Origin of the sequence: Streptomyces sp. NPDC058295 (assembly GCF_042880655.1) — a bacterium.
In the GTDB taxonomy this organism is placed as follows: Bacteria; Actinomycetota; Actinomycetes; order Streptomycetales; family Streptomycetaceae; genus Streptomyces; species Streptomyces coriariae.
On the sequence record NZ_JBHVYO010000017.1, the window covers coordinates 134,573 to 158,624 of the forward strand.

Annotated in this window: 23 protein-coding genes; 11 read left to right on the top strand and 12 right to left on the bottom strand. The window is 72.8% G+C overall.

Features of this window, described 5'->3' with window-relative positions; translation table 11 throughout:
- Positions 1-63 precede the first annotated feature (63 nt).
- Entirely contained in the window at positions 64-1,599 is a 1,536-nt protein-coding gene (locus tag ACFVYS_RS20230) for a helix-turn-helix domain-containing protein (RefSeq protein ID WP_389503852.1), read from the bottom strand.
- Between the two features lie 127 nt (positions 1,600-1,726).
- On the bottom strand, positions 1,727-1,873 hold the full coding sequence (locus ACFVYS_RS20235) for a hypothetical protein (RefSeq protein WP_389503775.1): 147 nt from the start codon (positions 1,871-1,873) through the stop codon (positions 1,727-1,729).
- A gap of 136 nt (positions 1,874-2,009) precedes the next feature.
- On the opposite strand from ACFVYS_RS20235, the gene ACFVYS_RS20240 reads away from it, so the two are divergent.
- From ACFVYS_RS20240 to ACFVYS_RS20255, 4 genes are all read left to right on the top strand, one after another.
- On the top strand, positions 2,010-2,309 hold the full coding sequence (locus ACFVYS_RS20240) for a hypothetical protein (RefSeq protein WP_389503776.1): 300 nt from the start codon (positions 2,010-2,012) through the stop codon (positions 2,307-2,309).
- A 9-nt stretch (positions 2,310-2,318) separates the two neighbouring features.
- On the top strand, positions 2,319-2,939 hold the full coding sequence (locus tag ACFVYS_RS20245; RefSeq protein ID WP_057604422.1) for an L-threonylcarbamoyladenylate synthase: 621 nt from the start codon (positions 2,319-2,321) through the stop codon (positions 2,937-2,939).
- Between the two features lie 144 nt (positions 2,940-3,083).
- Positions 3,084-3,839, top strand: a complete 756-nt coding sequence (locus ACFVYS_RS20250) for a dienelactone hydrolase family protein (protein ID WP_389503778.1) — start codon at positions 3,084-3,086, stop codon at positions 3,837-3,839.
- A 228-nt stretch (positions 3,840-4,067) separates the two neighbouring features.
- The gene (locus tag ACFVYS_RS20255; protein ID WP_389503779.1) at positions 4,068-5,258 is read left to right on the top strand and encodes a glycoside hydrolase family 64 protein; all 1,191 of its coding nucleotides are present in this window, start codon (positions 4,068-4,070) and stop codon (positions 5,256-5,258) included.
- A gap of 127 nt (positions 5,259-5,385) precedes the next feature.
- Here the strand turns inward: ACFVYS_RS20255 and ACFVYS_RS20260 are convergent, their stop codons facing one another.
- Complete coding sequence (locus ACFVYS_RS20260; protein ID WP_389503781.1) at positions 5,386-7,788, bottom strand: M4 family metallopeptidase; 2,403 nt, start codon at positions 7,786-7,788, stop codon at positions 5,386-5,388.
- 370 nt (positions 7,789-8,158) lie between these two features.
- Here ACFVYS_RS20260 and ACFVYS_RS20265 point away from each other — a divergent pair, with 370 nt between their 5' ends.
- Together ACFVYS_RS20265 and ACFVYS_RS20270 are read left to right on the top strand one after the other, a co-directional pair.
- On the top strand, positions 8,159-9,007 hold the full coding sequence (locus ACFVYS_RS20265) for a class I SAM-dependent methyltransferase (RefSeq protein WP_389503783.1): 849 nt from the start codon (positions 8,159-8,161) through the stop codon (positions 9,005-9,007).
- Between the two features lie 378 nt (positions 9,008-9,385).
- A complete protein-coding gene (locus tag ACFVYS_RS20270) occupies positions 9,386-10,213 on the top strand; it encodes an MHYT domain-containing protein (RefSeq protein WP_389503853.1) in 828 nt (275 codons plus the stop codon).
- Here the strand turns inward: ACFVYS_RS20270 and ACFVYS_RS20275 are convergent.
- From ACFVYS_RS20275 to ACFVYS_RS20285, 3 genes are read right to left on the bottom strand one after another with little or no spacing between them, the layout of a single operon-like run.
- Complete coding sequence (locus ACFVYS_RS20275) at positions 10,173-11,573, bottom strand: NtaA/DmoA family FMN-dependent monooxygenase (protein WP_389503785.1); 1,401 nt, start codon at positions 11,571-11,573, stop codon at positions 10,173-10,175. The two genes, ACFVYS_RS20270 and ACFVYS_RS20275, sit on opposite strands and share 41 nt — an antisense overlap.
- Entirely contained in the window at positions 11,570-12,679 is a 1,110-nt protein-coding gene (locus ACFVYS_RS20280) for an LLM class flavin-dependent oxidoreductase (protein ID WP_389503787.1), read from the bottom strand. The genes ACFVYS_RS20275 and ACFVYS_RS20280 overlap by 4 nt, the downstream gene beginning before the upstream one ends.
- Before the next feature lie 55 nt (positions 12,680-12,734).
- Positions 12,735-12,851, bottom strand: a complete 117-nt coding sequence (locus ACFVYS_RS20285; protein ID WP_389503789.1) for a putative leader peptide — start codon at positions 12,849-12,851, stop codon at positions 12,735-12,737.
- Positions 12,852-12,989: 138 nt separating this feature from the next.
- Between ACFVYS_RS20285 and ACFVYS_RS20290 the strand changes: the two genes are divergently transcribed.
- A complete protein-coding gene (locus ACFVYS_RS20290; protein ID WP_389503791.1) occupies positions 12,990-14,495 on the top strand; it encodes a metallophosphoesterase family protein in 1,506 nt (501 codons plus the stop codon).
- A 92-nt stretch (positions 14,496-14,587) separates the two neighbouring features.
- Positions 14,588-15,622: an LLM class flavin-dependent oxidoreductase gene (locus ACFVYS_RS20295; protein ID WP_389503793.1), complete on the top strand. Its 1,035-nt coding sequence runs from the start codon at positions 14,588-14,590 to the stop codon at positions 15,620-15,622.
- 6 nt (positions 15,623-15,628) lie between these two features.
- Here ACFVYS_RS20295 and ACFVYS_RS20300 read toward each other — a convergent pair whose 3' ends face one another.
- A complete protein-coding gene (locus tag ACFVYS_RS20300; protein WP_389503795.1) occupies positions 15,629-16,624 on the bottom strand; it encodes a TauD/TfdA dioxygenase family protein in 996 nt (331 codons plus the stop codon).
- Between the two features lie 201 nt (positions 16,625-16,825).
- Between ACFVYS_RS20300 and ACFVYS_RS20305 the strand changes: the two genes are divergently transcribed.
- The gene (locus tag ACFVYS_RS20305; RefSeq protein ID WP_389503797.1) at positions 16,826-17,656 is read left to right on the top strand and encodes an aldo/keto reductase; all 831 of its coding nucleotides are present in this window, start codon (positions 16,826-16,828) and stop codon (positions 17,654-17,656) included.
- Here the strand turns inward: ACFVYS_RS20305 and ACFVYS_RS20310 are convergent, their stop codons facing one another.
- The 3 genes from ACFVYS_RS20310 to ACFVYS_RS20320 form a co-directional block, all read right to left on the bottom strand.
- A complete protein-coding gene (locus ACFVYS_RS20310; protein ID WP_389503799.1) occupies positions 17,657-19,999 on the bottom strand; it encodes a SpoIIE family protein phosphatase in 2,343 nt (780 codons plus the stop codon).
- A gap of 115 nt (positions 20,000-20,114) precedes the next feature.
- The gene (locus ACFVYS_RS20315; protein WP_389503801.1) at positions 20,115-20,582 is read right to left on the bottom strand and encodes a peroxiredoxin; all 468 of its coding nucleotides are present in this window, start codon (positions 20,580-20,582) and stop codon (positions 20,115-20,117) included.
- Complete coding sequence (locus ACFVYS_RS20320; RefSeq protein ID WP_389503803.1) at positions 20,579-20,977, bottom strand: hypothetical protein; 399 nt, start codon at positions 20,975-20,977, stop codon at positions 20,579-20,581. The genes ACFVYS_RS20315 and ACFVYS_RS20320 overlap by 4 nt, the downstream gene beginning before the upstream one ends.
- Before the next feature lie 149 nt (positions 20,978-21,126).
- Here ACFVYS_RS20320 and ACFVYS_RS20325 point away from each other — a divergent pair, with 149 nt between their 5' ends.
- A complete protein-coding gene (locus ACFVYS_RS20325) occupies positions 21,127-21,399 on the top strand; it encodes a hypothetical protein (protein ID WP_389503805.1) in 273 nt (90 codons plus the stop codon).
- Here ACFVYS_RS20325 and ACFVYS_RS20330 read toward each other — a convergent pair.
- Positions 21,396-22,154 carry an AraC family transcriptional regulator gene (locus ACFVYS_RS20330; protein WP_389503807.1) on the bottom strand — a complete coding sequence of 253 codons (759 nt, stop codon included), beginning with the start codon at positions 22,152-22,154 and terminating at the stop codon, positions 21,396-21,398. The genes ACFVYS_RS20325 and ACFVYS_RS20330 overlap by 4 nt on opposite strands.
- A gap of 81 nt (positions 22,155-22,235) precedes the next feature.
- Here ACFVYS_RS20330 and ACFVYS_RS20335 point away from each other — a divergent pair, with 81 nt between their 5' ends.
- A complete protein-coding gene (locus ACFVYS_RS20335; protein WP_389503855.1) occupies positions 22,236-23,390 on the top strand; it encodes an MFS transporter in 1,155 nt (384 codons plus the stop codon).
- Between the two features lie 39 nt (positions 23,391-23,429).
- On the opposite strand, the gene ACFVYS_RS20340 is transcribed toward ACFVYS_RS20335, so the two are convergent.
- Positions 23,430-23,948, bottom strand: a complete 519-nt coding sequence (locus tag ACFVYS_RS20340; RefSeq protein WP_389503809.1) for a MarR family winged helix-turn-helix transcriptional regulator — start codon at positions 23,946-23,948, stop codon at positions 23,430-23,432.
- Positions 23,949-24,052 lie beyond the last annotated feature (104 nt).

Below are 24,052 nucleotides of genomic sequence, written 5' to 3' on the forward strand. Positions count from 1 at the left end.
GAAAGTACGTGCCCGGCGGGCGGCTGGGAATCGTCTCGATGCCCGCTCCGGCCGCCGGAGGACTCACCTGTGCACAGGTGAGTCCGGATGGCCCGATTCCGTCCGCTGGGCGGATTCGGGCAGGTCGGGCTGGGCCAGGTCGCCCGCCGCCACATGGGCCAGGACCACCTCGTACAGGTCGCTGCCGGCCGCGAGCAGCTGACGTTCGAGGACGGGTTCGGCGCTGCGGACGTGTTCGCGGACGGTCTGCGCGTGCACGCCGAGCAGCTGGGCGGCGCGTTCGGCGTTGCCGCCGGCGGCGATCCAGGCGCGCAGGGTGCCGCGCAGGTCCCGGCCGTCGGAGTCGAGGCGGGCCAGCAGATCCTGCGCCCAGCCGCGCAGGGCGGGGCCGCCGAGCAGCTCGCCGAGCGGGGCGGGCGCCGCCGGGGTGCCCGTCAGGTGCCCGGCGATGGCGACCTGGGTGTGCAGCGCGAGGTGGACCGCGGCGCGGACGGTGAGGTCGGAGAAGTCGGCACGCAGCAGGTTCTCGACGCGTTCCATGCGGGCGCGGACGGTGTTGCGGCTGACGCCGAGCACCTTCGCGGCGTTGACGGCGGTGAACTCCAGGCCGAGCCGGGTGGTGGCGAGGAGTTCGGCGCGGGTGTGGTGCGGGAGGGTGTCGAGGGGGCGCAGCAGCCGGGTCGTCCAGGTGCGCAGGACCTCGGGGTCCATCAGGCGTTCGGGGTGGGTGCGTTCCGCGTAGACGGCCGTCTTGTCGGGGCGGAAGCGGGCCACGGCGAGGGCGCTGACGGCCTGTCCGTAGGCGGTGGCGGTGCGGGCGAGGCTCTGCGGGGCACTGCCGCCGAGGAAGGCGCCGGCGTGCCGGCCGCACAGGGCGCGCAGCGCACGGCCCGCGGTGTCGTCCGGGACGACGACGATGACGTGGCCGTCCATGGCGGGACAGCGCACCACGAGGGCCTCGTCGTGGGTCGCCGCCACGCAGGCCGCCGCGAGCCGGTCGCGTTCCTCGGTGCTGGTCTCGACCACGTAGACGCAGGCGGTGTCGGTGTCGAGCAGGCCGGGCCACAGACCGGCCGCGACACGGCGGGCGGCGACGGTGTCCTCGACCATGAGCAGCTGGAGGATGGCGAGGCGCAGATCGGCGGTGGCACGGGCCAGCCGGTGTCCGGTCGCGGCGGTCTCCTGCGCGCGCAGCAGGAGTTCGAGGACGCCCACGGTGTGCGTGACGATGGCGGAGGCGCGCCGGTCGAAGGGGCGCGTCCGGGTCACGGCGAGCACGCCCGACGAGGCGGGGCGCGGGAGTTCGACCCTGATCAGGCGCACGGACCTGCCCTCGCCCTCCCAGGCGGCGGAGGCGAGCCTGCCGCCGGTGACGGCGGCGACCAGGCTCTCGTCCAGCGGGGTGAGCGGTCCGGCGAGCGCGGCGCCCTTGTCGTCGCGCAGGGAGACGGTCGCGTCGAGCGTCACCGCCAGCCAGTCGAGGACTCTGCGGAGGTCGCCGCCGGTGGGGCGCAGCTGTCCGAGGAGTTCCTGCGCCCACGCCGAGCCGGCGTCGTCCGCCGCGTCGGTGTGAGGGTTCCCGTCGTCCCGGCCGGCCATCTCGGCGCTCTCCTCGTCCCTCACGGCCCGTGCGGGCCGAACCAGTCATATCGGTCGGGGACGTTACCTCACGCGGGCCGGAACGTCCGCCCGCGGAACGGGGATACCGCGGGCGGAACCGCGGACGTCAGCCCGAGGCGGCGGACTTCCTGATGCCGACGGCGGCCAGGACGACGCCCGCGACACACAGTAGGCCGGTGACCACGAAGGCGGCGTGCAGGCCGTTCATGAAGGCCTGGCCGCCGCCCTCGACGACGGCCGCCCGCAGCTGCACGGGCAGGGCGGCTGCGCGGGCAGGGCGGCTGCGCGGGCAGGGCGGCTGCGCGGGCAGGGCGGCTGCGCGGGCAGGGCGGGCGTAGCTGCGCGACGCCGCCCGCCAGTGGCCGCGGATCCGTCCCTACGCGCTGGCCGTGCACGAGGCCGCGGTGGTCGAGCCGGAGCTGCGCGAGCTGGTCGACCAGTGGTGCGACGAGGTCGTCTCCGCCGTCGAAGCGGGGCTCGGGCAGGCGGGCCGGTCCGACCCGGACTCCCGGCGGCTGCGTGGCTTCCTGGCGCTGACCCAGCTCGGCCGGCTCGCCCGGCGCTGGATGCGCCACGGCTGGGAGACCGACCCCGCGACGGCGCCGGTGCTGCCAGCCGACAGCCGGCAGTTCGTCCTGGGCGAGCCGCACGGCGGTCCTGCGGAGCCGCCGCCCCGTGGCACGGCATAAGCTCGGCCAATGGCGAAGTACTACGACGTGCACCCCGACAACCCTCAGCCGCGCACCATCACCCAGGTCGCGGCCGCCATCCGGGCGGACGCGCTGATCGCGTACCCGACGGATTCCTGCTACGCGCTGGGCTGCCGACTGGGCAGCAAGAACGGCATCGACCGGATCCGGGCCATCCGCGACCTGGACGACCGGCACCACTTCACCCTCGTGTGCCAGGACTTCGCGCAACTCGGCCAGTTCGTACGGGTGGACAAGGACGTGTTCCGCGCGATCAAGGCGTCGACGCCGGGCAGCTACACCTTCATCCTCCCGGCGACCAAGGAGGTGCCGCGCATGCTCCAGCACCCGAAGAAGAAGACGGTGGGCGTGCGCATCCCGGACCATGTGGTCACCCAGGCCCTGCTCGCCGAACTCGGTGAACCGCTGCTGTCCAGCACCCTGTTGCTGCCCGGCGAGGACGAGCCGATGACCCAGGGCTGGGAGATCAAGGACCAGCTCGACCACGTGGTGGACGCCGTGCTGGACTCCGGGGACTGCGGCACCGAGCCGACCACGGTCATCGACTTCTCCGAGGGCGAGGCGGAGATCGTGCGGCACGGGGCGGGCGACACCTCGCGGTTCGAGTAAGGCCTTTCGCGCCCCGAACACCCTGGACCGGGGGTCCCGGAAGGCAGGTGGATGGTGCATGCAACGATGGTCGCCGCCCGGCCCCACCGGGCCGGTCGATCGCTCGCCCACTCGCCGTAGTGCACCACGCAGAGAGGCACCCCCATGACCTCCGTACAGGGAACAGCCGTGGACATCCGCACCGAGGACGGCGTCGCCGACGCCTATCTCGCGCATCCCGCCGACGGGGCGCCCCGGCCGGGCGTGCTGCTCTACCAGGACGCCTTCGGGCTGCGTCCGCACCTGCGGGCGATGGCCGACCGGCTCGCCGAGGCGGGTTACACGGTGCTGGTCCCGAACGTGTTCTACCGGCACGGGCGCGCCCCGGTCGTGGAGTTGCCGGAGTTCATCGACCCGGGTGCGCGTCCGGAGATCTTCGCGGCCCTGGGCCCCCTCATCCAGTCCCTCACCTCCGAACTCGCCGTGCGGGACGCCGGGGCCTATCTGCGGTGGCTGGAGGAGTCCCCGCTCGTCGCGGACGGCCCGGTGGCGCTGACCGGGTACTGCATGGGCGCCCGGCTCGCCCTGTGGACGGCCGGCGGCCATCCGGAGCGGGTCGCGGCGGCGGCCGGTTTCCACGGCGGGCGGCTCGCGACCGACGCGCCGGACAGCCCCCACCTGGCGGCCGAGCACATCACGGCCGAGCTGTACTTCGGCCACGCCGACAACGACCACTCCCTGCCGCCCGAGCAGATCGAGCGCTTCGAGGAGGCCCTCACCGCGGCCGGCGTCCGTCACACGTGCGAGGTCTACACCGGCGCCGAGCACGGCTACACGCAGGCCGACACCGCCGCGTACGACGAGAAGGGCTCCGAGCGGCACTGGGCCGCGCTGCTGGAGTTGCTGAAGCGCACCTTCTGAGCGACCGGGACCGCACACGGGGACACCCCCGGCACGAGCCGTGCCGGGGGTGTCCCTTCTTTGCCGTTTCCGATTCCGTTTCCGTTCCTGCTTCTTCTGTTTCTGTTCCCGCTCCCGTTCCTGTTTCTGCTCACATTGTTGACATGGGCACAACCCCGATGCGACTTTGAGAGCGCTCTCAACATGGTACGGACCAACCCCACAGGCCTACCCGCACGGAGGTGGAGAGTGCTCTCGAGGATCACGCACGCACTCAGAATCGCCGGAGCAGCCGCTCTCGTCGGCGCACTGCTCTCTCTCGGTCCCCCGGCCCAGGCGGCCGTCCCCGACACCATCCCGCTGAAGATCACCAACAACTCGGGGCGCGGCGACCGCCTCTACGTCTACAACCTCGGCACCCAGCTGACGACGGGCCGGCAGGGCTGGGCGGACGCGAACGGCACCTTCCACGCCTGGCCCGTCGGCGGCAACCCGCCCACACCCGCGCCGGACGCCTCGATCGCGGGCCCGGCCGCCGGGCAGTCCGCCACCATCCGGCTCCCCAAGTTCTCCGGCCGGGTCTACTTCTCCTACGGACAGAAGCTCGACTTCAGACTCACCACCGGCGGCCTGGTGCAGCCGGCCGTGCAGAACCCGACCGACCCGAACCGGAACATCCTGTTCAACTGGTCGGAGTACACGCTGAACGACTCCGGGCTGTGGCTGAACAGCACGCAGGTCGACATGTTCTCCGCGCCGTACGCGGTCGGCGTACAGCGCGCCGACGGGACCACCATCAGCACCGGGCACCTCAAGGCGGGCGGCTACACCGGCTTCTTCAACGCCCTGCGCGGACAGCCCGGCGGCTGGGCGAACCTCGTCCAGACCCGGTCCGACGGCACCGTGCTGCGGGCGCTCGCCCCGCTGTACGGGGTGGAGACGGGCGCCCTCCCGGCGAACGTCATGGACGACTACGTCAACCGCGTCTGGCAAAAGTACGCGACGAGCACGCTGACCGTCACCCCGTTCGCCGACCAGCCGGGCACCAAGTACTTCGGGCGGGTCTCGGGCGGCGTCATGAACTTCACCAACTCCTCAGGCGCGGTCGTGACCAGCTTCCAGAAGCCGGACGCGTCCAGCATCTTCGGCTGCCACCGGCTGCTGGACGCGCCGAACGACGCCGTGCGCGGACCGATCTCCCGCACCCTGTGCGCGGGCTTCAACCGTTCCACGCTCCTGGTCAACCCCAACCAGCCGGACACCACGACGGCGAACTTCTACCAGGACACGGTGACCAACCACTACGCCCGCAAGATCCACGCGCAGATGGCGGACGGCAAGGCGTACGCGTTCGCCTTCGACGACGTCGGGCAGCAGGAGTCCCTCGTCCACGACGGCTCGCCGAGCCAGGCGTACCTGACGCTCGACCCGCTGAACTGAGCTGAACTGAACCGAACGGAGCGCGCACCACGACGTCCCGCACACGGAGGGAGCCCGTGTGCGGGACGTCGTCGGTTCGAGCGGATCAACCGGTCGTGTGCAACCGATCGTGATCAGCCGGTCATGATCAGCCGGTCGTGACGGCGGTGTCGTCCACGACGAAGCTGGTCTGGAGCGAGGAGTCCTCGACGCCCGAGAACTTCAGCGCCACGGTGGAGCCCGCGAAGGACCCGAGGCTGAAGGACTTCTGGACGTACCCGGTGGCCTTGTTGAGGTTGGAGTAGGTGGCCAGGGTGGTGGATCCGGCGGTGACCGTCAGCTTGTCGTACGCGGTACTGGTGCTGGTCTCGGCCGAGTCGACGTGCAGGTAGAAGGTGAACGTGGTGTTGGTGCAGCCGCTAGGGATCGTCACCGACTGCGACAGCGTGTCGGTGTGGGTCGACCCGTAGCCGTCGAGCCATGCCTTGTAGGAGCCCGTGCGGGCCGCCTGGCTGCTGGAGTTGGTGATCACACCGCTCGTCGTCGTCCAGGTGGTGCTGCCCGACTCGAAGCCCGCGTTGCCCAGCAGCTGTGTGGCGGTGCAGGAGCCGCCGCCGGTGGAGCTGACCGTCCAGGTGAACGACGCGGTGGCGGTCGCGCCGGTACTGTCGGTCACCGTGACGGTGGTGCTGGAGGAGCCGGCCGTGGTCGGCGTGCCGGAGATCAGGCCGGTCGAGCTGCTGATCGACAGGCCGGCGGGCAGGCCGGTCGCCGCGTACGTCAGCGAGCCGCTGTTGGTGCTGCTGGCGGAGATCTGCAGGCTCACCGCAGTGCCGACCGTGGCGGACTGGCTGCCCGGGTTGGTCACCGAGACGCCCGTCGTCGGGACCGTGATGTGGCTGCCGACGTTGATGCCGGCGAAGGCGTTGCCCACTCCGGCGTACTGGGCGGAGCTGGCGCCGTAGAGCGCCGAGGCGGCGTTCAGCGCGGCGGTGCGGGCCTGGGCGTAGGTGGTGCTGGACGTCATGTACGTCGTCAGCGCCTTGTACCAGATCTGAAGCGCCGCTGCCCGGCCGATGCCCGCGACGGCGACGCCGTCCGAGGTCGTGCTGGTGTAGCTGGTGCCGTTGATGACCTTGGTGCCGCTGCCCTCGGAGAGCAGGTAGAACATGTGGTTCGCCGGGCCCGAGGAGTAGTGGACGTCCAGGTTGCCGACGCCGGAGTACCAGCTGTCGGCGGAGCCGCCGTCCTTGGAGGGCTTGTCCATGTAACGCAGCGGGGTGCCGTCGCCGTTGATGTCGATCTTCTCGCCGATGAGGTAGTCACCGACGTCGGAGGAGTTGGCCGCGTAGAACTCCACGCCCGTGCCGAAGATGTCGGAGGTGGCCTCGTTCAACCCGCCGGACTCACCGGTGTAGTTGAGGTTCGCGGTGTTGGAGGTGACGCCGTGCGTCATCTCGTGGCCCGCGACGTCCAGCGAGGTCAGCGCGTGGGTGCTGCTGGTGCCGTCGCCGTAGGTCATGCAGAAGCAGTCGTCGTCCCAGAAGGCGTTGACGTACGCCGTGCTGTAGTGGACGCGGGAGTAGGCGGCGACGCCGTCGTTCTTGATGCCGCTGCGGCCGAAGGTGTTCTTGTAGAAGTCCCACGTCACCTGGGCGCCGTAGTGCGCGTCGACGCCGGCGGTCTGCGTGTTGGAGCCGGAGCCCGTGCCCCACGTGTCGTCGGCGTCCGTCATCAGGGTGCCGGTGCCGGACGTCCCGTTGTTGAGGCTGTACGTCTTGTGCGTGCCGCGCGTGGTGTCGTTCAGCTGGTACGTCGAGCCGGACAGCGTGGTGCCGATGGTGACCGTGCCGCTGTACTGGCTGTTGCCGGTGCCGGTCTGGACGCCCTCGAACTGGGAGAGCTTCGCGCCGGTGGCGGCGTCGGTGATGACGTGCAGCTTGCTCGGCGTGCCGTCGTCCTGGAGGCCGCTCACCACGGTCTCCCAGGCGAGCTTGGGCGTGCCCTCGCCGGCCCAGATCACCTTGCGCGCGCTCTGGGCGGCGGGGTTCGTCGCGTCGAGCGCCTTGGCCGCCGTCAGGGCCTTGGTCCGGGCGGCCGCCTTGCTGTACGTGGCGGTCGTGGACTTGACCGAGACGGTGCGGCGGTTGTTGTTGAAGGTCGTGCTCACCGTGCCGGCGGCCAGCGAGGCCGGGGGCGTGTGCACGACGAGATCGCCGCCGAGGACGGGCAGACCGGCGTAGGTCCGCTCGTAGCGCGTGTGCAGGGTGCCGTCGTTGTCCTTCACGACGTCATTGACGACCAGCTTCTCCTGGGCGCCCAGGCCGAGGGACTCGGCCGTGTCCGTCGTCCTCGCCTCGGCGCTCCTGATCAGCGTCGTGCGCTGGGCGGGAGTGAGGTCGGCGGCCAGGCCACCGGCGCGCACGGGGCTGGGGTGGGGGGCTGCGGGCAGCGCGGTCGCCGGAACCGTCTGGACACCGAGGGCCACGAGTGCGGCGGTGGAGAGCAGGGCCGCTCCGACCGTGGTCCGCTTGCGGGGGTTGGGTCTCACTCGTTCTCCTACTGCGGCGGCCGTGGGGAACGGCCGGTGACAGACCGGGCAGACGGGTGTGCTGTCCGGGACGAGCTGAGTGGTGCGGGACCGTGAGCACGGGAAGACAACTTGCCGCTGGTGCGCGGTAGTTGGGTGGGAGAATGACAGGCTTGACAGTGGCATGTCAGCCAAAGCCGGACGCTTCGAGGGTTATCCCTCGGTGCCGGGCGGGGACGGAGCCCCCACCCCCCGGCCCCGCTGTGAGCCCCCTGTGCGTTCGCTGTCCCGGCGGCCGGGGGGCGGACCGCTCGGGCAGCCGCGCGCCACCCCGGCCGTGACATCATCGACAACCGGACAAAGGGGATCTACGCGAAGGGGGTCGGCGGACGTGGTGGCCGGGTGGGAGTGGGACGAGACGTTGTTCGCGGGCACCGCCGCGCACTACCGGCGCGGACGCCTCCCCTACGCCCCCGGACTGGCCGACGCGCTCGCCGGGGCACTGCGTCTCGACGGACGAGGGCGGCTCCTCGACGTGGGATGCGGGCCGGGGATCCTCGCCCTGACCCTGGCCCACCTGTTCGGCGAGGTCGTCGGCGTGGACCCGGACGCGGAGATGATCGCCGAGGCGCGGCGCGAGGCCGCCGCAGGAGGAGTGGCCGGGAAGGCCCGGTGGGTGCGGGCCCGGGCCGAGGAACTGCCCGCGGGGCTGGGCCGGTTCACCGTCGCCACCTTCGGCCAGTCCTTCCACTGGATGGATCGCGAGCTGGTGGCCGCGACCACCAGGGACATGCTCCGGCCCGGCGGTGCCCTGGTGCACATCTCGGACCTCAAGACCGAGACGCCGACCGTCGACGGTCTTCCCCATCCGGCGGTGCCCGGTGCGGCGATCGAGGACCTGGTCAAGAGCCACCTCGGGCCGGTCCGGCGGGCCGGCCGGGGCGTGCTGCCGCAGGGCACGCCCGGCGGTGAGGCCGCGGTGCTCGCCGGGGCCGGATTCTCCGGTCCGCGGCGCCTTGTCGTGCCCGGCGGCCAAGCGCTCGAGCGCACGGTCGACGACGTGGTCGCGGGGGTGTTCTCGATGTCGTTCTCGGCCCCGCATCTGTTCGGCGCGCGCCGCGCCGACTTCGAGGCGGACCTGCGTCGGCTGCTGCGGGACGCCTCCGCTTCGGGCCGGTTCTCCGAACGCCGGCCGAGCACCGAGGTCTTCGTCTGGGGGAAGGGCACCTCGCCACGGTGACCGGGCGCGGGCCCGACGGACGGGTGCCGCCACCGGCCGGACGGGCGTCCGGACGGCCTTGACGCTTCGGGCGCCGGCGGGTTGCCCGGTCGGCCGCCGTCCTCACCGGCTTCGCGACGGTCGCACCGGCCCCGCCGTCCCCACGGCCGGGCGGACGAGGGCGCCCATGTGCGGTCACGGCGGCCCCACTTGCGTCCGCGATCCGGAGAAGCCGACCCGCCGCGCGTCCGAGGCCCCGCTCACGCTCCGGTGACAGCCGGGGAGTCGACGGCCGCGGCGTGCTCGTGGTCCTCGACTCTCAGGAAACGCTTGCTTTACCACTCCCTTACCCGTAGACACGTTTCTCACGAACAGTCGTCACTCTGGGGGGAGTTGATGATGGAAGGCACGATAGACGGATTCCGGTACGGGGTGGTGACCCCGGTGGCGGCTTTTGTGATGGCTTGTATGGGAGGAGCGCTGGGGCTGCGCTGCATCGTGCGGACGCTGCTCAACAGCAGTTCGTGGAAGCCGGGTTGGCTGGCGCTGGGGGCCGCGTCGATCGGCTGTGGCATCTGGACGATGCACTTCATCGCCATGATCGGCTTCCAGGTGGAGGAGACCCGGATCGGCTACCACGTCGGCCTGACCGTGCTCAGCCTCGCGGTCGCGGTCGTGGTGGTGGGCGTCGGTGTGTTCATCGTGGGCTACCGGGGCGCCGGCCGGGCGTCGCTGTCGCTCGCGGGGGTCGTCACGGGCCTCGGAGTCGCCGCCATGCACTATCTGGGCATGGCGGCCCTCCAGCTCAACGGCGCCATCGAGTACACAGCGAGCACGGTGGTGCTCTCGGTGCTGATCGCCGTGGTGGCCGCGACCGCCGCCCTGTGGGCGGCCGTCACGATCCGGGGGTTCCTGACGAGCCTGGGCGCCAGCCTGGTGATGGGCGTCGCCGTGTCCGGGATGCACTACACGGCGATGGCCGCGGTCAGTGTCCATGTGCACGGCGCGACCTCGTCGTGGGCCGGCGACAGCCCCACCTCGCTGCTGCTGCCGATGCTGATCGGTCCGGTGATCTTCCTGCTGCTGGCCGGGGTGGTGGTGATGTTCGATCCGCTGCTCGTGCTCGGCGACGGCGAGTGGAACCGGCCCGCCCGGGCGGGGCGGGCCGGTACGGCGGAGGAGACGGTCAGCCCGCCTGCCGTCCGTCGGTCGTGGAGCGGTGGGTGAGGGGCTCACGCAGGCCCAGGTGGTCACGGAGCGTCCTGCCCGTGTACCGCGTCGGGTAGACGCCGCGTTCCTGGAGTTCCGGGACGAGCAGGTCGACGATGTCGTCGAGGCCGTCCGGAATCAGGTACGGCGTCACGTTGAAACCGTCGACGGCTCCGTGCCGCACCCAGTGGGCGAACCGGTCGGCGAGCCCGGAGGGGGTGCCGACGTGCCCGCGCTGCGGTCCGAGGGCGATGACGGTCTCGCGCAGCGACCAGCCGTGTGCCTCCGCCTTCTCGCGCCACTCGGCGACCACCGTACGCGGGTCGGCGAGGCGCCGGGCGCCGAAGGAGCCGTCGTTCTCGGCGACGACCGGGTCCTCCTTGGGCAGCGGTCCGTCGGCGTCCCGGTCCGAGAGGTCGAGGCCCCACAGCAGCCCGGCGACACCCAACGCCGTTGCCGGGGTGACCTGTTGGAGACGGATCCAACGCTTCTTCTCCAGCGCCTCCGCCTCCGTCGCCCCGATGATGATCTCCGTGCCGGGCAGGATGCGCAGGTCGTCCTCGGGCCGGCCGACGGCGAGCAGCCGCCGCCGCAGGTCCTGGGCGAACGCGAGCGCGTCGTCGAAGTCGTTGCCGTGCGCGGAGAAGACGACGTCGGCGTTGCGGGCGGCGAAGTCGCGTCCCTCGCCGGAGTCCCCGGCCTGGAAGATCACCGGGTGGCCCTGGCCGCTGCGAGGCAGGGTGGGGGCGAGGTCGACGTCGAACTGCGCCCCCCGGTGCCGGACCCGGCCCACGGCTCCCGGCGCCGCCCAGGCGGGGGCGCCCGCCGCGCCGGAGACGGCCCCGTCGGCCCAGCCGTCCCACAGGGCGCGGGCCACGGTGAGGAACTCCTCGGCACGCCGGTAGCGGTCGGCGTGGTCGAGGTAGCCGCCGCGCCGGAAGTTGGCGCCCGTCCAGGCGTTGTCGGTGGTCACCACGTTCCAGCCGGCGCGGCCCTCGGAGAGCAGGTCGAGTCCGGAGAGCCGGCGGGCCAGGTCGGCGGGTTCGTTGAAGGTGGTGTTGGAGGTGCTCACCAGGCCGATCCGGTCGGTGACGGCGGCCAGCGCGGCGAGCTGGGTGATGGCGTCGGGCCGGCCGGCGACGTCGAGTTCGTGGATCAGTCCGTCGACCTCGCGCAGCCGCAGCCCCTCCCCCAGGAAGAACGCGTCGAACAGGCCCCGTTCGGCGGTCCGGGCGACCTGCCGGAAGTTCGCGGGGTCGATCTGGGAGCCGCTGGCCGGGTCGGACCAGATGGTCCAGTGGTTGACGCCCTGGAAGAAGACACCGAAGTGCAGTCGGGCGTCCGGCCGGGGGACGTCGAGGGGGTCGGTGCGGGTCATCGGGTCTCCTGAAGGGCCTCGAGGTCCGGGCCGGCGGCGTAGCGGTTGGCGGGGCGTTCCAGGCCCAGGTGGATACGCAGGGACGCGCCGGGCAGCGGGCGCAGGGCGAGGCGCCGCTCGAAGAGGTGCGGCAGGACGAGCCGGGACAGTTCCGGCAGATCCTCGTCGAGCACGAGGGGGTGCAGGCGTACGCCGTCCACGACGCCCCGCAACCGCCCGAGCAGGACGGCGAGTCCGGAGGCGGAGCCGATGTGGCGCAGCCGTCCCCGGTCGGTCCAGGGCGCGTGCTGTTCGAGGTCGGCGACGCGCTCCTCGGCGGTGGCGTGGGCCGTGTCGAGGGCGACCTCGATCTCGGCGAAGACGCGCGGCGTTCCGGCGCCGGCGGCGGCCGCGGCGACCGCGGTGAGATCGCGGCCCTCGACGAGGGCGACGTCGAGCTGCCCGGCGGGGACGCGGTCGGGCCGGCCGAGGACGACGAGTTGGCCCTGGGGCGGCCGCGGCACGATGGCCGGGCCCTTGACCGCGTAGGCGTCGCCGGTGAAGTCGACGTAGTGCAGCCGGTCGCGGTCGAGGTATCTGCTGGTGGCGACGGAACGGACGACCGCGTCGTCCTCCCAGGAGTCCCACAGGGCGCGGACGACCTCCACCCCATCGCGGGACTCCCGGGCCCGGGCGGCCTCGCCGTCGACGTGCGGCCGGCCCCAGACCCGGGCCGCCTCGGGACGTTCCTCCTCGCCCACCACCCAGCCGCCGCGCCCGACCGAGATGTGGTCCAGGGACGCCAACTGGCTGGAGACGTGGAAGGGTTCGGCGTACGTGACCGGCACGACGGGCGCGATACCGATGACACTGGTCGACGCGGCGAGGAACGCGGCCCGCTCGACCGCCCCGATGCGGCCGACGACGTCGGGGGTGCCGCCGGGCGGCAGCGCGCCGTCCGCCAGGGTGATCAGGGTGAACCCGGAGTTCTCCGCGGCGGCGGCGACGCGGGCCACCCGGCGTGGGGTGAGCAGGTGGTCGGGCGAGTGGGCGGCGCGGCGCCAGGCCGCGGGGTGGGCGCCGTCACCGTCGAGTTCGACGGCGAGCCGCAGGGCGGGACCGGACAACGGGAGTTCCTTCCGGAGACACGACGAGTCGACCGGCCCGACGGGCCGGCGGGGGTCAGCGGCGTGCGGAAGGACAGAAGGCGGAGGCGGTACGGCAGTAGTCGACATGCCGTCGGGTGATCAGCCGCGTGCCCGTGCCGACACCGTGCGGTGTCGTGCCAGGTGCGCGCATCGGGGCCTCCGCCCTTCGTGACAGATCGCTTCAACCTACGTGGTCGGCCCCGGAAAGTGTCAAGGGCATTAGATGCCGGTGCATGAAGTCGGCCGGGTGGACTCCTGCCGCACTGTGGATCATTGCTACGGTGCACCGGTGTCTGACTCCTCACGCGATACCGCCGAAGGCGCCGGCTGGGTCGGCGCCGACCGAGGCGCGTACCGGCAGCTCATGCCGGACCGGACCGAGAAGATCTCGTGGCTGGACCCCAGCATGCTGTGGGCCGCCCGCAACGGCGTGCTGGCCTCGTGGTTCGGCGACCCGACGGGCCGTACCCGCGGCCGCCTGGTGGCGCAGCGTGCGGCGGCCGGCGCACCCGAGGACAGGGTGATCCGGCGGACGGACCCGGACAACTTCTCCTTCATGGTCATCGGTGACACGGGTGAGGGTGACGATCCCCAGTACGCCGTCGTACCCGGCTTTCTGAGGGCGAGTCAGGGCACGTCCTTCGCCGTGCTCGCCAGTGACGTGATCTATCCGGTGGGCAGCGCCGACGACTACGGCACCAAGTTCTTCCGCCCCTACCGGGATTACCCGGCGCCCATCTACGCGATACCGGGCAACCACGACTGGTACGAGGACCTGGGCGCGTTCATGCGGGTCTTCTGCGGCGATGCCCCGCCCCTGCCCGCCGAGCCCGCGCCACGCCTGCTCAGCCGCGCCCGGCTGCGTGCCCTGCTGTGGCACCGGCCGCGGGCGCACGACGGTCAACGCCTCGCCGAGGCACGCGCGTTGAGGTCCGCGACCGGCCAGCAGGCGGTGCAGCCCGGTCCGTACTGGGCGATCGACGCCGGCCCGGTGCGGATCATCGGCATCGACACCGGGCTGCTGGGCACGCTGGACGCCGAACAGGGTGCGTGGCTGCGCGCGGTGTCGCAGGGCCCGCGCCCCAAGATCCTCGTGACCGGCTCGCCCCTCTACGTCGACGGTGAGCACCACCCGTGCCCCATCGAGGGCGGCGGCACCGTGGACGACATCGTCAGCGCGCCCGAGCACCACTACGTGGCGGCCATAGGCGGCGACATCCACAACTACCAGCGCTACCCGGTGCGGCTGGCGGACGGGCGGACGCTCCAGTACGTGGTCGCGGGCGGCGGGGGCGCCTTCATGCACGCCACGCACACCATCCCCCGGGTGTCCGTCGCCGGCGTCACCGAGCGGGACTTCCGCTGCTATCCGCTGCGCGGCGACTCCCTCGCCTTCTACAGCCGGCTCTACGGGCGCCGGCTGCGGCTGCGCCGGTTCTTCGCCCTCACCGAGAGCGAGGCCCAGGCGGTGGTCGCCGAACGGCTGGGCATCCCGCCGACCCGCGCCCCGGGCCCGGAGGTCAGGGTGACACGGCGGATCCGGCTGCTGGCCGGTCTGCTGGGCACCGGGAGCCGCCCGGAGCACCGAAAACGGCTCCGGCTGCCGGTGCGCAAGATCTATACCCAGCTCTTCTCGCCGAGTTCGGTGACGTACAGCCCGCCGTTCTTCAAGTGCTTCCTGCGGCTGGACGTCACCCCGGAGTCGGTCCGGCTGCGCTGCTTCGCGGCCACCGGGAACCGCGCCCAGGAGCTGAACCCGCCGGTCGAGGACGAGGTCACGATCCCGCTGGCCTGAGAGGGCCGCTCGCGGCCATCGACCGACAACCCCGACCACCGCCGACAACCGCCGAACGGCCGTACACGCCGCCGAACGATGGAGGAGCCCCCGTGCCGTCGACCTCACGCCCCTTGCGCAAGCTGGGCTTCCTCACCATCGGGCTGTTCGACGCGGACGATCCGGGCCGGGGGCACGAGACCACGCTGGAGATCATCGAGCTGGGTGAACGGCTCGGCTTCGACAGCGCCTGGGTGCGTCACCGGCACCTCCAGTACGGCATATCCTCCCCCGTCGCCGTCCTCGCGGCCGCCTCGCAGCGCACCCGGCGCATCGAACTCGGCACCGCGGTCATCCCGCTGGGCTGGGAGAACCCGCTGCGCCTCGCGGAGGACCTGGCCACCGTCGACATCCTCGCCGGGGGCCGGCTCAACCCGGGGGTGAGCGTCGGCCCGCCGATGCACTACGAGCAGGTCAAGGAGGCCCTGTACCCGGACACCGCCGACGCGGAGGACTTCGGCTACGAACGGGTGCGGCGGCTGCTGGACCTGGTACGCGGCAAGTCCGCCACCGACTTCAGCGGGGTCGAGGGCTTCGAGGTGTTCTCCGATGTGGTGCAGCCGCACTCCCCCGGTCTCGGCCGCCGCCTGTGGTACGGCGGGGGCAGCCTGGGTTCGGCCCGGTGGGCCGGGGAACACGGCATGAACTTCCTCACCAGCAGCGTGGTCAAGGCCGAAGGCCCGGACGACACCAGGGACTTCGCCGAGATCCAGCTCTCCCACGTCCACGCCTTCCGCGCCGCCCACCCCGACGGCGAGGCGGCCCGGGTCTCGCAGGGTCTGGTGGTCATCCCCACCGACTCCGCCTCGCCCGAACAGCGCGCGAGGTACGAGGAGTTCGCGGCGAAGCGGCTCCCCCGTACGGCCTCGCCGCAGGGCCCGGCCCGGCTGCTGTTCGCCCCGGACCTGGTCGGCACCTCGGACGAGATCGCCGAACGGCTGCACGCCCACGCCGCGTTCCGTGAGATCGACGAGGTCGCCTTCGCCCTGCCGTTCACCTTCGGGCACGAGGACTACGTACAGATCCTCACCGACATGGCGACGAAGCTGGGTCCGGCGCTGGGATGGCGGCCCGGCACCGGAGCGTGAGGGCCCTCACCAGCGGCCCGGCTCGGTTCCCGTCACCGGCTCGGACGGCTTGCCGTCCACGCCGACGGGGATCTCGCCGGTGAGCATCACCCGGTGCATCGTGCGGGGGAAGCGCAGGTGCGCGTTGTCGCTCGGCGCGAGGTGGATGGTGGCGCGGTTGTCCCAGAACGCCACGCTGCCCGGCTCCCAGCGGAAGCGGACCGTGTACTCGGGGCGGGTCGCCTCCTCCAGCAGCATGTCCAGGATGGCCCGGCTCTCCGCGCGGGAGAGGTCGGTGATCTGCTCGACGTAGTAGCCGTTGACGTACAGCACGCGTTCCCCCGTCTCGGGGTGGACGCGTACCAGGGGGTGCACCGAGGCGACCTGGTGATCGAGCAGATGGCGGACGTACGCGTCGTCGCCGGGGCGGGGCTGGTAGCCGACGCCGAGCCGGTGCTCGGCGCGCAGTCCGGCCAGGAACTCCCGCAGGGGGGCGGAGAGTCCGGCGTAGGCGGCCGCCAGGTTGGACCAGGTCGTGTCACCGCCGTAGGGCGGTACGGTCTCGGCCCGCAGGATCGTCGCGGCCGGCGGGTCGACGCGGGCGCCGTGGTCGCAGTGCCAGCCGCGCAGGAGGGTGTGCCGGCGGCGCCGGAGCCACTCCTCGTGCTCCATGCCGAACTTCCCGCCCAGTTCGAGGCGGTCGGCGGTCGTCTCGATCTCCGGGAAGTCCGCCGGTGACGCGCCGCCGCGCCTGCGCAGGACGACGGGTTCGCCGAACCGTCGCGCGAACGCCACATGTCCCGCGTGGTCGAGGTGCTGCCCGCGGAAGAACACCACCTTCCAGCGCAGCACCGCCGCCCTGACCACGGCGACCTGGGCGTCGTCGAGTCCCGCGGCCAGGTCTACGCCCTCGATCTCGGCGCCGATGTGTCCGGCGACCGGCTTCACCTCCACTCCGGCCGCCCGTGCGGCCTCCTCGGCCGTCGGGTCGTCGAAGGGGGTGGCCCGGCTGTGCGTCGTCATGCGTGCTCCGCTCGTCTTCACTCGTCGTCCGTCACGGCTCCGGGAAGATCGTGACAGCGAATGGACGGCCTGGCGACAGGGCCTCGGCCGCCCCCGGCGGAGTCGGAGGGTCCACCCCGTGACCTCCGGTTGATCGATCCCCGGGTCATCGGTGAGGCTGGTGGGACGACACGGACGACACAGCCGAGGAAAGGTCCCCTGGTGAGCAACATCCCGGAGCACACGCTCAACGACGGTACGAAGCTCCCGGCCCTGGGCCTGGGCACCTGGCCGATGGACGACGCGGAGGCGGAGCGGTCGGTGGCCGAGGCGCTCGGCCTGGGCTACCGGCTCGTCGACACGGCGACGAACTACCGCAACGAGAGCGGGGTCGGGCGGGGCGTGGCCCGGGGCGGGGTGCCGCGCGAGGAGCTCGTGGTGGCGACGAAACTGCCCGGCCGCCACCACGGCTACGAGGAGACCCTCGCCTCCTTCGAGGAGTCCCGGCAGCGGCTCGGCCTCGACTACGTGGACCTGTACCTGATCCACTGGCCGCTTCCCCGCGTCGACAAGTTCGTCGACTCCTGGCGGGCCATGATCAAGCTCCGCGAGGAGGGCCTGGTCCGGTCCATCGGTGTCTCCAACTTCACCGCCGAGCACATCGAGCGGCTGGAGAAGGAGACCGGCGTGCTGCCGTCCGTCAACCAGATCGAGCTGCACCCGCTCTTCCCGCAGGACGAGCTGCGCGCCTTCCACGAGGCCAAGGGCGTCCGCACGGAGAGCTGGAGCCCGCTGGGCCGCGGTTCGACGCTGCTGGAGGAGCCGGCCGTCGTCTCTGTCGCCGAGGCGCTGGGCGTGACGCCCGGCCAGGTCGTCCTGCGCTGGCACCTCCAGCTCGGCGCGGTCCCCATCCCGAAGTCGTCCAGTCCCGAGCGGCAGCGCGCCAACCTCGACGTCTTCGGCTTCGAACTCGGGCCGGCGCAGCTGGCGGCGATCGCGGAACGTCCGCACCGGCGCCTGGGCGGCGACCCCGAGGTGCACGAGGAGTTCTGATCACTCGGGCTCGAGCGACTGCTCCGCCCAGATCGTCTTGCCCCGGTCCGTCTGCCGGCTGCCCCAGCGCTGGGTGAGCTGCGCGACCAGCAGCAGGCCGCGCCCGCCCTCGTCGAAGGCGTGGGCGCGGCGCAGGTGCGGGGAGGTGGAACTGCCGTCGGACACCTCGCAGATGAGGCTGCGGTCGCGGATCAGGCGGAGCCGGATGGGGGGTGCGCCGTAGCGGATGGCGTTGGTGACGAGTTCGCTGACGACGAGTTCGGTGACGAAGGCGGTCTCCTCCAGGCCCCACGCGGTCAGTTGCTCGGTCGCCGCCTGGCGGGTGGCGGCGACCTGGGCGGGGTCCGGCTCCACGTCCCAGGCCGCGACCTGGTCCGCGCCGAGCGCCCGGGTGCGGGCGAGCAGCAGGGCGACGTCGTCGCTGGGTTCTTCCGGCAGGACCGCCTTGAGCACGGTGTCGCAGAGGGCGTCGAGCGAGGCGGCGGGCACGGTCAGGGCGCTGCACAGCTCGCTGGTGGCGCGGTCGACGTCGCGGTCGCGGTCCTCGATCAGACCGTCGGTGTAGAGGGCGACGACCGCGCCCTCGGGCAGCTCCAGTTCGACCGCCTCGAAGGGCAGCCCGCCGACCCCGAGCGGGGGCCCGGGGGTCATCCGGACCAGCTGTGCGGTGCCGTCGGGCAGGACGAGGGCGGGGGCCGGGTGTCCGGCGGCGGCGAGGTCGAGGCGGCGGCTGACCGGGTCGTAGACGGCGTACAGGCAGGTGGCGCCGAGCTCCGCGACATCCTCGCCCGCCTCGTCGTACGCCGCGAGGTGGGTGACGAGGTCGTCGAGGTGGGTGAGGAGTTCGTCGGGCGGCAGATCCACGTCGGCGAGCGTGCGTACGGCCATGCAGAGCCGGCCCATGGTCGCCGTCGACGGGATGCCGTGTCCGACGACGTCGCCGACGACGAGGGCGACCCGGCTGCCGGAGAGCGGGATGACGTCGAACCAGTCGCCGCCGATGCCGGCCGTGGAGCCGCTGGGCAGATAGCGGTGGGCGACCTCGACGGCCGCCTGTCCTGGCAGGCCCCGGGGCAGCAGGCTGTGCTGGAGGGCGAGGGCGGTGGTGCGTTCGCGGGCGAAACGGCGGGCGTTGTCGATACAGACGGCGGCCCGGCTGGCGAGCTCCTCGGCGAAGACGGCGTCGTCGGCCTCGTAGTCGTCGACATGGGCGATACGGACGCCGACCAGGACGCCGAGGATGGTGCCGCGGGCCCGCAGCGGCACCGAGATCACCGAGTGGACGCCGGTCCGGTGGCGGCTTCCCTCGGGGGCGCGCGCGTTGCGTTCGGCGAGCCACCGCACGAAATCGGGCTCACCCGCCTGGAGGCGGACGGCGCGCCCCTCCCGCAGGGCGCGCGCGGGCGGGCTGAAGGGCGGGTGGACGTCGGTCTCGCCGAGGTGGACCGCCGCCTCGGGGGTGCCCTCGTGGGCGGAACCGTGGGCGACCCGGCGCAGCACGACCTCGCCCTCCGGCACGGGTGGCGGTTCGTCGGCGCCGAGGACCCAGTCCAGCAGGTCGACGCTGACGAAGTCGGCGAACCGGGGAACGAGGAGATCGACCACCTCCTCGGTGGTGCGCACCATGTCGAGGGTGGTGCCGATCGAGGCCGCGGCCTCGTTCAGCAGGGCCAGGCGCTGACGGGCCAGGTACTGCTCGGTGCTGTCGAAGGCGGCCAGGGCGACCCCGACGACCTCGCCCGAGGGCTCCCGCACGGGCCACATCTCGGTGGTCCACGCGTGCTCCCGGTTGAGGGAGGGGGCGCCGGTCCAGCTCTCGTAGCGGATCGGGCGGCCGGTCTCGGCGACCTGGCGAAGGTGCCAGTTGAAGCCGCGGCTGTGCTCGGCCTCCTGGACGGTGTCCGGGAAGTGGCGGCCGAGCAGGACGTCCTCGGAGACGCCCATGACCTTGCAGGCGACCTCGTTCAGACGCAGATAGTGCTGGTCGGGGTCGAAGACGGACATCGACATGGACGCCTGCTGGAAGGCCCACCCCGCGAGGGTCGGTTCCGGGGCCGAGAGCCGGGCGGCGGTGAGGGTCCAGCCGGCGGGCCGACCGTCGGGGCCGAGCACCGGGCAGGCGGTGACGGTCAGGGTGACGTCCGAGCCGTCGCGGTGGCGTACGACGACGGGCCGGGTCCACGCCCGCGCCGGGAGCCGCGGGAACCGCTCGGCGAGCAGGCCGGTCACCGCCTGCCCCACGGCCTCCTCGGGCGCGTGGCCCGTCAGCTGACGGGCACCCTCGCTCCAGCCCGTCACGATGCCGTGAGCATCGATGACCGCCGCAGCGACGACATGCTCCATGTCGTCCAGAATGGTCCCTTTGTCGCGGCGCATCAACCGCGACGGGTCGGCCGGGGCGCACGGCGCTCCCGGCCGGCCCGGGTCTCCGGGCCTCGGGCCCTCGTCCTTCGGTGGCTCAGGCGCGGTGGGCGCGCAGTGCGTCGAGGGCGCGGTCGGCGTGGGTGTTCATCCGCAGCTCGCTGCGCACGACCTCCAGGACCGTGCGGTCCTGCGCGATGACGAAGGTGACCCGCTTGGTGGGGGCGAGGGAGAAGCCGCGCTTCACTCCGAACCGCTCCCGCACCGCCCCGTCGGCGTCGGAGAGCAGCGGCATGCCGAGCGAGTGACGGCCCGCGAACTCCTGCTGGCGGTCGACGGAATCCCCGCTGATCCCGACGGGCCGGGCGCCCACGGCGGCGAACTCGGCCGCCAGGTCACGGAAGTGGCAGGCCTCGGCGGTGCAGCCCGCGGTGAGGGCGGCGGGGTAGAAGAAGAGGACCACCGGCCCCTCGGCGAGCAGGTCGGTCAGGCTGCGCACCGTGCCGGTCTCGTCCGGCAGCGCGAAGTCCTCGACGAGGTCGCCGGTCTCCAGGGCCTTGGTCATGACCGTCCCTCCGTGATCTTCGCGGCGCCGGCGCCGTCGGCGACGTTGCGGGCCCACAGCACCAGCGGCACCTGGAAGGGAAGCCGGGCCACGGCTGCGGCCTTGAGCGGGGCGGGGCGGTGCCGCCAGTCCCACGCCATCTTGACGTTGGCGGGAAAGACGCCGACGAAGAGCCCGGCCGCGGCCAGCGCGGCCGTCCTGCGGGTCCGTGGCAGAGCGACTCCCGCCGCCAGCGCCAGCTCGGCCACACCGCTGGCGTACGTCCAGGCCCTGGGCGAGCCCGGGAGCGCGCGCGGGACGATCGCGTCGAACGGGCGCGGAACGGCGAAGTGGGCCACACCCATGCCGGCCAGCAGGCCCGCCAGCAGCAGGGGTGAGCGTTCGGACCGGGACACGGTTCCTCCTCTGATGACCTGGCGCCCGACCTTACTGGAGGGTAAGCGGAACTCCGGAGGCGGGGTCGCGAGGCTGTACCCATGACCGGGCTCCCCCAACTCGGCCGGGGCGCATCGTGGTTGGCGGCGGTCGGCGATAGCCTGTCGGGATGACCGTCTATCTGCTGTGGCACATCGGGCATCGGAACGAAGCCGGTGAAGGCGGGTCGACCCTGCATCTCGACGGGGAGACGGTGCACGTCGACGAGGAGGACGGCGACGACGCCAAGCTGCTCGGCGTGTACTCCACCGCCGAGAAGGCGGCGGAGCGCAGGCGCCGCGCCCGGCTGCTGCCGGGCTTCGCCGACGAACCGGACTGTTTCGTCATCGACGAGTACAGCCTCGACAAGGACGAGTGGACCGGCGGTTTCGTGCGCGTCTAGGAGAGGTCCCGGGCCCGCCCCGGGTGCCGGCCGGGGGTGTACCCGTACGCCCTGCGGAACACGTCGATGAAGGCGCTGGCGGAGGACCAGCCGCAGCGGTGGGCGACCGTCGTGACGGGCGTGCCGTCGGCCAGCAGACGCAGGGCGTGGTAGAGCCGGGACTGGGTGCGCCACTGGGGGAAGGTCATGCCGAACTCGCGGCGGAAGAGGCGGCTCAGGGTGCGTTCACCGGTACCGGTGGCGGCGCCGAGGGCGGCGAGGGTGCGCTGGTCGGCGGGGTCGGCGTGGACGAGGGCGCAGACCTCGGCCAGCCGGGGGTCGGCGGGGGCGGGCAGTCGGGCCGGCTGCTGCGGGGAGGCGCGCAGCTGGTCGCGCAGCACGGCGAGCAGGCGGACGCGTTCGGGGCCCGGGTCGTCCGGGGAGCGGGTGTAGGCGAGGATCAGCTCCCGCAGCAGCGGGCTGACGGCGAGGACGGTCGGCGCGTCGAGACCGAGCGGGTTGTCGTCGGCCGGCAGGCCCACCAGGTGCAGGTCGAGCCGGCCGTACGCCCGGTGCGCGTGCGTGGTTCCGGCGGGCACCCACAGCGCGCGGGTGCCGGGTGCGAACCAGGTGCCGGCGTCGGTCGTGACGGCCAGGACACCCGAGCCCGCGTAGACGATCTGGTGGTCGTCGTGCCGGTGCGCGTCGATGCTCCGGCCCGCGCCAAGCGGCTGGACCCGGGTGGGGGCGGTCGGTGTGTGGCGGATGTGCGGCACAAGGCGGCAGATTATCGGAAGCGCGACAGACACCCGGGCCGTGACGATCGCAGCGTGCCGAAAAACCGATCCATCACCCTGATGTCCCTGGGGCACGCCTGCGTGGACGTGTACCAGGGAGCCGTGGCCGCCCTGGTCCCCTTCTTCGTCGCCGAGCGTGCCTACTCCTACGCCGCCGCCTCGGGAATCGTCCTGGCGGCCTCCCTGCTGTCGTCGGTGGCGCAGCCGCTGTTCGGCGTGCTGACCGACCGGTTCGCGATGCCGTGGCTGCTGCCGCTCGCGGCGGCGGCCTCCGGTGCCGGGGTCGCCGTCAGCGGGATCGGCGGCTCGTACCCGCTCACGCTCGCGGCGGTGGCCGTGTCCGGGATCGGGGTGGCCGCCTACCACCCCGAGGCCGCGCGGGCGGCGCGGGCCGCCTCGGACGGCCGCCACACGGCGATGGGCTGGTTCGCGCTCGGCGGCAACGTCGGCTTCGCGCTCGCCCCGCCGCTGGTCGCGGCCGTCGTCGCGACCTGGGGTCTGCGCGCCTCGCCGCTGCTGGGGCTGCCGGCCCTGGCGGGCGTGGCACTGTGCGCGGCCGCGGTGCGCTCGGCGGCCGGCCGGGCCGGGTCCGTCGCGGTGACGGCCGAGGGGACGGAGGGAGTGGGCCGCGACGACTGGCCGGCGTTCCTGCGTCTGTCGGGGGCCGTGGTGTGCCGCTCGGTCGTCTTCGTCGGCCTGAGCACGTTCGTCCCGCTGTACGTCCGTGCGCGCACCGGAGGCGGGGCGGCGGCGGGGACGGCGGCGCTGTGCGTGCTCTACGCGGGCGGCGCCGTGGGGACGCTGGCCGGGAGCCGGCTCGCCGGGCGCTGGGGACGGCTCCGGGTCGTACGCCACTCGTACGCCGTGACGGTGCTCGCGGTGGCCGGCGTGGTCCTGGTCCCGGGCCCGCCCCTGTACCTGTTCGTCGCGCTCGCCTCGGCCGGCCTGTACGTGCCGTTCTCGCTGCATGTGACGCTGGCCCAGGACTGTCTGCCCGGCCGCGTGGGCACCGCGAGCGGCGTCACTCTGGGGCTGACGGTCAGCATCGGAGGTGCGGCCGCGCCGGCCCTGGGCTTGCTCGCGGACGCCACGTCCCTGCGGACCGGTCTGCTCCCCCTGCTGATACCGCCGGTGGTGGCCTGGTTCCTGCTGCGCGGGCTGCGCGAGCCGGTCCCCGCCACCGCTCCGTCGCCCGTGGCCGGCTCCCGCGCCTGAGGATCGGGCGCGTCCTCAGGGTCGGGCGCATCCTGAGGGTCAGGCGCGGGGGGCCGCGGCCGGCTGCTCGGTCTCGTCCTCGATGGAGTAGGAGAGGAAGTCGTCGACCATGCGGTGGAAGAGCGCGGCGAGCTGCCCGAGCTCGTCCGGGGACCAGTCGGCCAGCGCCAGCTGCATCCCCCGGGCGCCCGCGTCCCGGACCCGGCCGACGGCCGCGCGGCCGGCCTCGGTGAGCTGGATCCGTTGGGCCCGCCCGTCGTCGGGGTCGGGGACCCGGGTGACGTAACCGGACTTCTGGAGCTGCTGCACCGTGCGGGTCACATGGGAGGCCTCCACGCCGAGCCGCTGCGCCAGCTCCCCCGGCCGCAGCGGCTCGGAGTCGGCGACCTGCCGCAGCAGCGCCACGGCGGCGCGGTCCAGGGGAACGCCGGCCAGGGTCATCAGCCGGTCGTGCTGGCGGGCGCGGGTGCTCAGGTAGGTGATGCGAGTGAGCGCGCGCTCGATCTCGATCACTTCCGGAGTCGCGGTGGAGGGCAACGGCAGGGGTTCGGTGGACATGTGACCCACTTTACCATCTCATTGCGTAACTCAAGTAAGTTACCGCGTGCGCCTACCGCACCCCCCTCGGCGGGACGGCCCTCGCACGGCACCCTTGCCGCATC

Excerpts from the sequence above, each read along its gene's own strand:
- ACFVYS_RS20285 (WP_389503789.1), bottom strand. The coding sequence starts at position 12,851 with ATGCGCGCACCTGGCACGACACCGCACGGTGTCGGCACGGGCACGCGG.
- ACFVYS_RS20245 (WP_057604422.1), top strand. The coding sequence starts at position 2,319 with ATGGCGAAGTACTACGACGTGCACCCCGACAACCCTCAGCCGCGCACC.
- ACFVYS_RS20310 (WP_389503799.1), bottom strand. The coding sequence starts at position 19,999 with ATGGAGCATGTCGTCGCTGCGGCGGTCATCGATGCTCACGGCATCGTG.
- ACFVYS_RS20315 (WP_389503801.1), bottom strand. The coding sequence starts at position 20,582 with ATGACCAAGGCCCTGGAGACCGGCGACCTCGTCGAGGACTTCGCGCTG.
- ACFVYS_RS20300 (WP_389503795.1), bottom strand. The coding sequence starts at position 16,624 with ATGACGACGCACAGCCGGGCCACCCCCTTCGACGACCCGACGGCCGAG.
- ACFVYS_RS20270 (WP_389503853.1), top strand. The coding sequence starts at position 9,386 with ATGGAAGGCACGATAGACGGATTCCGGTACGGGGTGGTGACCCCGGTG.
- ACFVYS_RS20250 (WP_389503778.1), top strand. The coding sequence starts at position 3,084 with ATGACCTCCGTACAGGGAACAGCCGTGGACATCCGCACCGAGGACGGC.
- ACFVYS_RS20335 (WP_389503855.1), top strand. The coding sequence starts at position 22,236 with ATGTCCCTGGGGCACGCCTGCGTGGACGTGTACCAGGGAGCCGTGGCC.
- ACFVYS_RS20230 (WP_389503852.1), bottom strand. The coding sequence starts at position 1,599 with ATGGCCGGCCGGGACGACGGGAACCCTCACACCGACGCGGCGGACGAC.
- ACFVYS_RS20275 (WP_389503785.1), bottom strand. The coding sequence starts at position 11,573 with ATGACCCGCACCGACCCCCTCGACGTCCCCCGGCCGGACGCCCGACTG.
- ACFVYS_RS20340 (WP_389503809.1), bottom strand. The coding sequence starts at position 23,948 with ATGTCCACCGAACCCCTGCCGTTGCCCTCCACCGCGACTCCGGAAGTG.
- ACFVYS_RS20325 (WP_389503805.1), top strand. The coding sequence starts at position 21,127 with ATGACCGTCTATCTGCTGTGGCACATCGGGCATCGGAACGAAGCCGGT.